Origin of the sequence: Janthinobacterium sp. (assembly GCF_009923995.1) — a bacterium.
Classification (GTDB): Bacteria; Pseudomonadota; Gammaproteobacteria; order Burkholderiales; family Burkholderiaceae_D; genus Janthinobacterium.
Genome location: NZ_RFSK01000152.1, coordinates 1 through 1,080, shown reverse-complemented (window position 1 = coordinate 1,080; position 1,080 = coordinate 1). Strand labels below are relative to the sequence as shown.

Here is a 1,080-nt window from a genome sequence, read left to right as displayed (position 1 = left end):
GAGGTCGACTACGCCGGCCAGGTGATCCGACTGGCGACCGACGCGCTCGACATCGAAGATGCGGCCACCGGCAACACGTACAGTTACTCGCCGGGCATCACCGGCCTAACGGTCAGCACCGCGCTGAACTTTCTACAGGCCTCAGCCGGTACGTTGTCCATTCCGGTGGAGGCTACCTTCCCGGTCAGCGTGGCGGCGCTGCATGCGGCGGGGCATCAGCTCGCGCGATGCCCTGTCGAGGTGTCCGTGTGGACTGACGGCACCGACTACGCAAAGCGAGTCATTCTCGCGCGTGGCGTTGTGTCGGATCCGGAATGGGGCGAGCCAGCCGAGCCGGTGGAGGACGCCGCGACCGTCAACCCGTCGCAGGTGCCGTCTGCTACTGAGCAGGTCGACGGCTGGACGTGGGCTGACTCGGTGTTGACGCTTGCGACTGAAGATCTGGGCGTTGTCTACCCGCGCGTGTACGGACATCCCGGCTACATCGGCGGATGGTGCGCAGGTAGCCAGGGCGTGTGGGCGTCCTACATCGACGGGCCGCAGGGCTATCAGCTGATCGTGGCCGGGCACGCGGTCGATACCCCGTACATTCGGCTGACGACTGATCAGCAGCTGACGCCGACTCAGTTCCGCGTGGTGCAGGTGCAGGACTCGCGCGGGCAGGTCGTGTCCATTGTTCCCTATTACGCGGACTACCCCGCAAACACGCTGAGCGACTACGTGGACGCGGACGGCCAGCACGTCTACGGCCTTCGCTCGCCATCGGTCACGGCGTTCCAGCCGACCACCGACGCACCGATACAGGTCTATGCGACGTGGTATGACCCGGTGGACAGCACGCGCGGCGGCCTGTCGCCGCTGGCTGGAGATGTGATCATCGACATGCTCAGCCTGTCGGGCATGACCATTGATTACGGGCGCATGGCCGCGGCTGCGGGCTTGCTGACAACGTACCGATTCGACTGCGTGGTGGATTCGCGGGTGCGTCCGCTGGACTGGCTACAGGCTCAAGTGTTGCCGCTTCTGCCTGTCAGCGTTGACCGTTCTGGCGACGGCGCCAGCCTGATCGTGTGGCGATAC

1 protein-coding gene is annotated in these 1,080 nt (G+C 65.3%); it reads left to right on the top strand.

Annotation, left to right across the window (positions count from 1 at the left end; all coding sequences use genetic code 11):
* Nucleotides 1-1,080: hypothetical protein (locus tag EBS11_RS28340; RefSeq protein ID WP_290608885.1), on the top strand; the 1,080-nt coding region annotated here is incomplete at both ends.